The sequence below is a fragment of the Streptomyces noursei genome (genome assembly GCF_001646665.1).
In the GTDB taxonomy this organism is placed as follows: domain Bacteria; phylum Actinomycetota; class Actinomycetes; order Streptomycetales; family Streptomycetaceae; genus Streptomyces; species Streptomyces lavendulocolor.
In genome coordinates this window covers 179,714-186,485 of sequence record NZ_LWBU01000011.1, presented here as the reverse complement: position 1 = coordinate 186,485, position 6,772 = coordinate 179,714, and the positions used below count along the sequence as shown (strand labels likewise).

Here is a 6,772-nt window from a genome sequence, read left to right as displayed (position 1 = left end):
CGAGGGCTCCGGGAGGGGCGGCGGGCGCCGCGGCCGGGGTGACGGGCGGTGTTTGAGGGGCGGACGGGGCCGGGGAGGCCGGCGGGCCGGGCGGGGTGCGCAGTTGGCGCCAGAGGACGGGGGCCTGGACGAGGACCATCAGGGCGCCGCCCGCCGCCACCCCGGCGGCCGCCGCGCGGACGCCGTGGTCAGCGGGGTCGAGGACGACGACGGCCGTGATGATGCCGGTGTTGTACGCGACGTAGATCGCGGCCGGCGCGAGGTACCGGCCGTGGGCCCGGAGCGCCGCGCTGCAGTACCCGGCGAGCGCGAAGGAGAACAGGCAGGTCGCGGTCAGCCGGGTGCAGTCGACGGCCAGTTGCCGGTCCGGCAGCCCCGGGGCGAGCAGCGGGACGACGAGGGGCGCGGCGAGCACCAGCAGTCCGGCCGCCGCGGCCGTCCCGAGGGCCGCCTTGGGGAGGGTCGCCCTGACGAGCGCGTGCACCGGGTCGGGGCCGGCGGCCGGCGGGGCGGCGCCCCGGCGCGCGAGGGCGGCGGCGAACGCTGGCACGAGGACCAGGGCCATGCCGTCCTCGATCAGCAGGGTGGCGGCGAACTCCGGGACGGTCCAGGCGACGAGGAAGGCGTCCGTGCCGGTCCCCGCGCCGAACGTGCGGGCGAGCAACTGGTCGCGGAACAGCCCGAGCAGGGCGCCCAGCGCGGTCAGCGCGGCCGTGAGCGCGGCCGCCCGGGCGAGGAGGCGGCCGGACGGCGCACCGGGCGACGGGCGGTCCGCGTCGGGCGCGGGCCGCGCGGCCACCGCCACCGGCGGCCGTGGCGCGTCAGCCATGCCGGGCCCCCGCGGTGGCGGGCGGGGCGGGCGCGCCGCGGCGGGGCGGCACCGGGCCGGCGGGGGTGCCGGTGTCCGTGCCGGTGCCGGTGGTGCCCGTGCCGGTGGCGGGACCGCCGGCCGGCCGGTGCGGGGCGAAGGACCACCAGGCGGCCATGCCCAGCACCAGGGCGGTGAGGACCGTCGCGGGGCCGCCGATGTCCGCGTACGCGAAGTCGACGAGCTGCCACACCAGCAGGCCCACCGCGACCAGCCCGCAGGCCGGGAGCGTCCCCGCCCGGCGGGTGTCGGCGCGGCGGGTGTCCGCCAGGCGTCGCAGGGCGCATCCCAGCAGGGCGAGCCAGCTGCCCGCGACCGTCAGCAGGCCGAGCAGGCCCTGCTCGCCCAGCACCAGCAGGTACATGTTGTGCGGCGACAGCAGGGGCTGCCGCTGGAAGCCCCGGCCGGCGCCCGCGGTGTCGCTGCCCGACGACAGGGCCAGCGAGGCGTGGCTGTCCCGGTAGTGGGGGAAGCCCTTGAGCCCGACGCCGGTGAGGGGCTCGGCGCGCCACATCCCGGCGGCCGCCGCCCACATGGTGTACCGGTCGGTGACCGACCGGTCGGGCGCGGCGGTGACCTGCGAGATGCTGGCCACCCGCTCCTGCACCAGCTGCGAGCCGATGCCGAGTCCGGCCACCAGCACGACGCCGAGCGCGCCCGCCGCGAGCCCCACCCGCACCGCCCGGCGCACCCCGCACAGCGCCAGCAGCAGCGCGCACGCCCCCGCCGTCGCGATCCAGGCGCCCCGGCTGAACGAGACCACCAGCGGCACGGCCAGCAGCCCGCCGCAGACCAGCGCCCACGTCCGGGAGCGGCGCCCCGGGGTGCCGAGCGCGATCCCGGTGGCGGCGACGATCCCGTACGCGACGACCGTCGCCATGCCCATCACGTCCGTCGGCCCGAACGTCCCCACCGCCCGGACGTCCTCCCCCATGTAGGAGGCGCCCGTGCCGGTCAGGTACTGCGCCACGCCCACCGCGCCCTGCGCGAGCGCCAGCCCGATCACCGCCCAGGCCACCACGGCGAAGTCCCGCCGGTCGCGCACCGTCAGCACCACGGCCGCCGGTACGAGGACGAAGACCTGGAGGTAGCGCGCGACCCCCGGCAGGCTCGCCGCCGGGTCGTGGGACGCGACGGCCGCCGTGCAGATGCCGAGCACGGGCAGGCCCAGCACCACGGCCGCCGTCCGCGACAGCGGCCGCACCCGGTCCCGCACCACCCGTACGGCGCAGCACACCACCAGGACGGCGGAGGCGGCGTCCGCCACCGTGCCGGTGCCCGAGGACCCGTGCGGCGGCGGTACGGCGAGCAGCGCGACGACGGCGAGCAGGGGCACCAGGTGCGCCCGGGGCGGAACGGGCATCAGCTGCCCGCCGGCCGGAGCAGCGAGACCGCCGTGCGCAGCAGGATGCACACGTCCTGCCAGAGCGACCAGTGGTCGATGTAGTGGTTGTCGAAGCGGCAGCGGTCCTCGATGGAGGTGTCGCCGCGCAGCCCGTGGACCTGCGCCAGCCCGGTCAGCCCGACCGGCATCCGGTGCCGCGCCGCGTAACGGGGGTGGACGCGGCTGAACTCGGCGACGAAGTACGGGCGTTCCGGGCGGGGGCCGACCAGGCTCATGTCGCCGCGCAGCACGTTCCACAGCTGCGGCAGCTCGTCGAGCGACGACCGGCGCAGGAACGTCCCCACGGTGCTCATCCGCTCGTCGTGGGCGACGCTCCACCGGGTGGCCGCCTCCTCGTCGTCGGCGCGCAGGGTGCGGAACTTCAGCAGCGTGAACAGCCGGCCGTCCTGTCCGACGCGTTCCTGACGGAAGATCACGCCCGGTCCGTCCGAGAGCCGGATCGCGGCCCCGCACAGCAGCAGGACCGGGGAGAGCGCGGCGAGCATCAGCCCGGCGACCGTGACGTCCAGGACCCGCTTGGACAGCGGGCTCCGGTGGGCGGGCGGCGGGTCCAGGCGCCGGCAGGCATGGCCCCACAGGTGCTGGCTCATCGGGGTGGGGCGCGTGCCGTCGTCGACCTCCCCCACCAGCCAGCCGGCGCAGCCGTGGTGGCGCAGCAGGGCGACGAGGTCGGGCCGGGCGGCGCCGGTGAACACCGCGTCGCGGACGCTGTTCTGGATCACGGCCCGGTGGATCTCCTCGGGGGTGACCAGCACCGGCAGGGACGATTCGGCCGGGCCGTCCGGCCGCTGGGTGGCGACGACGCCGACGGGCCGGATGCCGTACTCGGGGTGTCCGGCGAGCGTGCCGGCGAGGCGCTGGGCGTCGGGTGCGGAGCCGACGACGAGCGCGGAGCGCGGATGGGCGCGGGCGGCGGCGCGCCGCCGGTGGTGCAGGACGGCACGGCACCCGCACACGAACGCGAGGTGGACGGCGTACACGGCGGCCAGGGCGACCGGGCCGACGGCGTGCCGGGGCGACTGCGCGGCCAGCAGCGCGGCGGCCGCGCACCACGCGATCGCCGCGCGCCCCGCGAGGGCGGGCAGTTCGTCGAGTACGGAGGCCACGGCACCGGGCCGGTAGAGGCCGGCGTACGCGTTGAGCGCGGCCAGGCACGCGGTGAGCTGCATCAGCAGGGCGGCGCCGCGCTGCTGGGGGTCGAGCAGCAGCGCGGCGAGCAGGACGGCGGCGCAGTCGGCGGCGACCAGGGACGAGACGAAGGGCGGTGCGGGCTCCGGGCGGCGCGGCGGCGGGGCCGCCCGGTCCACCGCCCCTCGGGGCGGGACGACGGTGGGGGTGGCCGGGCTGGTGCTTTCCGTGGTCACTGGGAGATCGGCTCCCCGAGTTCGTGGCGGTGGCGCGGTGCGGCGGTCACCTCGCGGTACACGTCCGCGAGGGCGGCGTTGGCGCGCCGCACGTCGAAGCGGCGCAGTACGTACTGCTGGGCCCGGCGCCCCAGGGCCTCGCGGAGCACCGGGCGCCGCAGGAGGGCGGTGAGGGCGTCCGCCAGGGCGGCCGGGTCGTCCGGCCGGACCAGGCAGTGCGCCTCCTGGCCGGGTGGCAGGCTCTCGCGGGCGCCGTCCACGTCGGTGAGGAGGACGGGGCGTCCGCCCGCCATCGCCTCCAGCGGCGCGAGGGCCATCCCCTCCCAGCGGGACGGCTGGACGACCAGGTCGGCGGCCCGGTACCAGGGCGCCGTGTCGGTGACGGCGCCCGCGAACGTGACCGTCCGGTCCGCCGCGCCGCACGGGGCGGCGGCGGTACGGGACGCGGTGGCCGTACCCGCTGCGGCGGCCGTGCGGGGGCCGGGCTCGGGGCCGGGTTGGGGGCCGGGGCCGGGTTCCGTGCGCGGGCCGGCCGCCGCGCGCGGGCCGGGCCCGGTGCCCGGTGCGAGCCCGGTGCCCGGTGCGAACCCGGCGGCCGGGACGCACAGTCCGGCGGCGGCCGTGCGCAGTGCCTCGGCCTCCGGGCCGTCGCCGACCAGGACGAGCCGGGCGTCCGGTACGCGGGCGAGGACGGCGGGCCATGCGTCCAGCAGCACGTCCTGCCCCTTCTGGCGGCACAGCCGCCCCACGCACACCACGAGGGGCGCGGTGGGCGGGAGGCCGAGCGCGGCGCGGGCGGCTGCCCTGCCCGGTCCGGCGGTGAACCGGCGGGCGTCCACGCCGTTGTGGATGACGGACCAGGGCGCCCGCACCCCGGCGTGCTCGCCGCGGCGCCGCTCCGCCTCGCTCACGCAGATGACCCGGTCGGTCCAGCGGGCCGCCCAGCGCTCCCAGCGCCTGGCGAGCGCGCCGGTCACCCCGTCGACCGCCTCGAACGACCAGGCGTGCGGCTGGTAGACGGTGGGGATCCGGCCGCGCACCGCGATCCGGGCGGCCAGTCCGGCCTTCGCGCTGTGCGCGTGCACCAGGTCGGGGCGTACGAGGTCGACCAGCGCGGCGACCCGGCGGCTCTCCGCGACCAGGCGCGGGCCCGGCTCGCGGCCGGCCCGCCACGGGTGCACCTCGGCGCCCCGCGCGCCGGCCGCCACCGCCAGCGGCGTACCGGGCGGGCAGGCGACGGCGACCCGCATGCCCAGGTCCAGTTGCGCTCCGATCACGTCGGTGACCACGCGGGCCACCCCGCCGTCACCCGGCTGGACAACATGCAATGCGGTGAGTGGGGAACGCACGCGTGACCCTTTCTACGAAGCTTTCCACGAAGCGGGCGGCAGGAGGGTTCGGCGGAGTCGGCAAGGTCGTCGGTCCCGGCGCTTTCCGGCGCGCGGGCGAATGTCAGCGGCGCACGTGATTCGGGCGTTCCCACACTGAAAGAACCTCTGCATTCCCCATCCCGGTTCTCCGCTTCGACGAGTGAGGACCGCGTCCAGCGAGATGTACGTTATAACTCAACAAACCGGACCAGAAGCACGCGAAACACCCATGGAGCAACTTCCCTGCCGGGGTGCCGCGTTGACGGTGCGGCGTGTCGCGGGCGAGCCGCGGGGGCGCGCGTCACCCGTTCGGTCGCGCAACCGCCGAAATGCTGCGGCGTTGTTGGTGTAGCCGACCACGTCGGCCGCAGAGCCTCACCGACCTAGGAGTTCCCCACCATGTCCCGTATCGCGAAGGCAGCCGTCCTGACCTCCGCCGTCGCCGCCTCGGTCGTCGGCGCCACCGGCGTCGCGCACGCCGACGCCGACGCGGACGCCGCGGCCGTGAAGTCCCCCGGCGTCATCTCCGGCAACGTGGTCCAGGTGCCGATCCACATCCCGGTCAACCTGTGCGGCAACACGATCGACATCATCGGTCTGCTCAACCCGACCTTCGGCAACGTCTGCGTCAACGACTGACGTCCGCCCGCTCGGGCGGCCCGACGCGACGAGAAGTGCGCCGTTCCTCCGGGAACGGCGCACTTCGTCGTGTGCGGGAGGGGGCCGGCCACCCCATCGGCGGCGCCGCGCCATTTCCCGGCGACGGCCCGCCCGGGGCCTTTTCCGGCAGGTCAGACGGCCCGGTTCACCCATCGGGCCCACGCGCGCTTGCCGCGCACGCGTTTGCGGGGCGCAATGGGCGGACCGACGGTGATGTCACATTCCGACGCGTCACTGGAAGGACAAGGCATGCGTCTCCTGACACCCCGCCGTGTGGCGGTCACCGCACTCTGCGCCGCGCTCACGCTCGGTACGGCGGGACCCGCACTCGCCGCCCACTCCGCCCCCCTCGCCCCCGCCCAGCGGGCCGAGGCACCGGAGGACATCAGCGACATCCTCGGCTCGATCGGAGGCGTGGTCGACTCCGTCCTCGCCACCGCCTCCGGCACGAGCAGCACGCAGTCGCTCCCCTCCGCCGGGACGAACCAGGAGATGAAGGAGCTGACGGCCGCCATCGAGGCCCTGCGCAAGGCGATGGCCGAGGCGAACACCAAGACGAACACCGGCACCACCGGCACCGCCGCCACCACCGTCCCCACCACGGGCACGTCCGGCACCACGGGCGGCGCCGACTCCTGGGCGGCCACCGACGAGGCCCCCGTAGAGCCCGCGGGCGGCACGGACGCCCCGGACGTCACCGACCCGGCCGCCGAGCCCGCCGCCGACGCCACCGACACGGACGTGGACAAGGCCCTCGCCGCCATGGACAAGGCCATCGACGACCTGGTCGCCGCCGCGGCGAAGGGTCAGGCCACCACCTCGGCGTCCCAGGTCCAGGCGGCCACCCAGACCCTGATGGACGCCATCATGAAGGACGTCGCCAAGATGACGGACACCCCGGCGACGGGCGTCAGCACCCTGCCCGCCACCACCCTGCCCGCCACCTCGACCCCGCAGATGCCGGTCGCCGCCCGCTGAACCCGGCGGCCGTACGCTCCCACCCCCCGCGGCCGTGCCGCCCCGGTCCCGCCGGGCGGACACGGCCGCCGGCCGTTGCCCGCACGGCCACTCGCACGTTCATCCGAGAATAGGACCGCTCCGTATC

General features: G+C 76.8%; 6 protein-coding genes. 2 read left to right on the top strand and 4 right to left on the bottom strand.

What is annotated here, in order from left to right; translation table 11 throughout:
• The 4 genes from A4V12_RS38220 to A4V12_RS01600 all read right to left on the bottom strand — a co-directional run.
• Positions 1-829, bottom strand: an 829-nt coding sequence (locus A4V12_RS38220; RefSeq protein ID WP_350497989.1) for a lipid II flippase MurJ, incomplete at its 3' end; no start/stop codon positions are given.
• Complete coding sequence (locus A4V12_RS01610; protein ID WP_079136728.1) at positions 822-2,231, bottom strand: O-antigen ligase family protein; 1,410 nt, start codon at positions 2,229-2,231, stop codon at positions 822-824. The genes A4V12_RS01610 and A4V12_RS38220, both read right to left, overlap by 8 nt.
• Positions 2,231-3,637 carry a sugar transferase gene (locus tag A4V12_RS01605; protein WP_064067323.1) on the bottom strand — a complete coding sequence of 469 codons (1,407 nt, stop codon included), beginning with the start codon at positions 3,635-3,637 and terminating at the stop codon, positions 2,231-2,233. Before A4V12_RS01605 ends, A4V12_RS01610 begins: the two co-directional genes overlap by 1 nt.
• Positions 3,634-4,986, bottom strand: a complete 1,353-nt coding sequence (locus tag A4V12_RS01600) for a glycosyltransferase (protein WP_079136727.1) — start codon at positions 4,984-4,986, stop codon at positions 3,634-3,636. The genes A4V12_RS01605 and A4V12_RS01600 overlap by 4 nt, the downstream gene beginning before the upstream one ends.
• A gap of 420 nt (positions 4,987-5,406) precedes the next feature.
• Here A4V12_RS01600 and A4V12_RS01595 point away from each other — a divergent pair, with 420 nt between their 5' ends.
• Both A4V12_RS01595 and A4V12_RS01590 read left to right on the top strand, forming a co-directional pair.
• The gene (locus A4V12_RS01595; protein WP_064067321.1) at positions 5,407-5,646 is read left to right on the top strand and encodes a chaplin; all 240 of its coding nucleotides are present in this window, start codon (positions 5,407-5,409) and stop codon (positions 5,644-5,646) included.
• Positions 5,647-5,916: 270 nt separating this feature from the next.
• A complete protein-coding gene (locus A4V12_RS01590; RefSeq protein WP_064067320.1) occupies positions 5,917-6,645 on the top strand; it encodes a hypothetical protein in 729 nt (242 codons plus the stop codon).
• The last annotated feature ends 127 nt before the right edge of the window (positions 6,646-6,772 follow it).

What these genes read in the sequence shown, in the direction of transcription:
- A4V12_RS01610 (WP_079136728.1), bottom strand. Translation starts at nt 2,231, where the DNA reads ATGCCCGTTCCGCCCCGGGCGCACCTGGTGCCCCTGCTCGCCGTCGTC.
- A4V12_RS01595 (WP_064067321.1), top strand. Translation starts at nt 5,407, where the DNA reads ATGTCCCGTATCGCGAAGGCAGCCGTCCTGACCTCCGCCGTCGCCGCC.
- A4V12_RS01590 (WP_064067320.1), top strand. Translation starts at nt 5,917, where the DNA reads ATGCGTCTCCTGACACCCCGCCGTGTGGCGGTCACCGCACTCTGCGCC.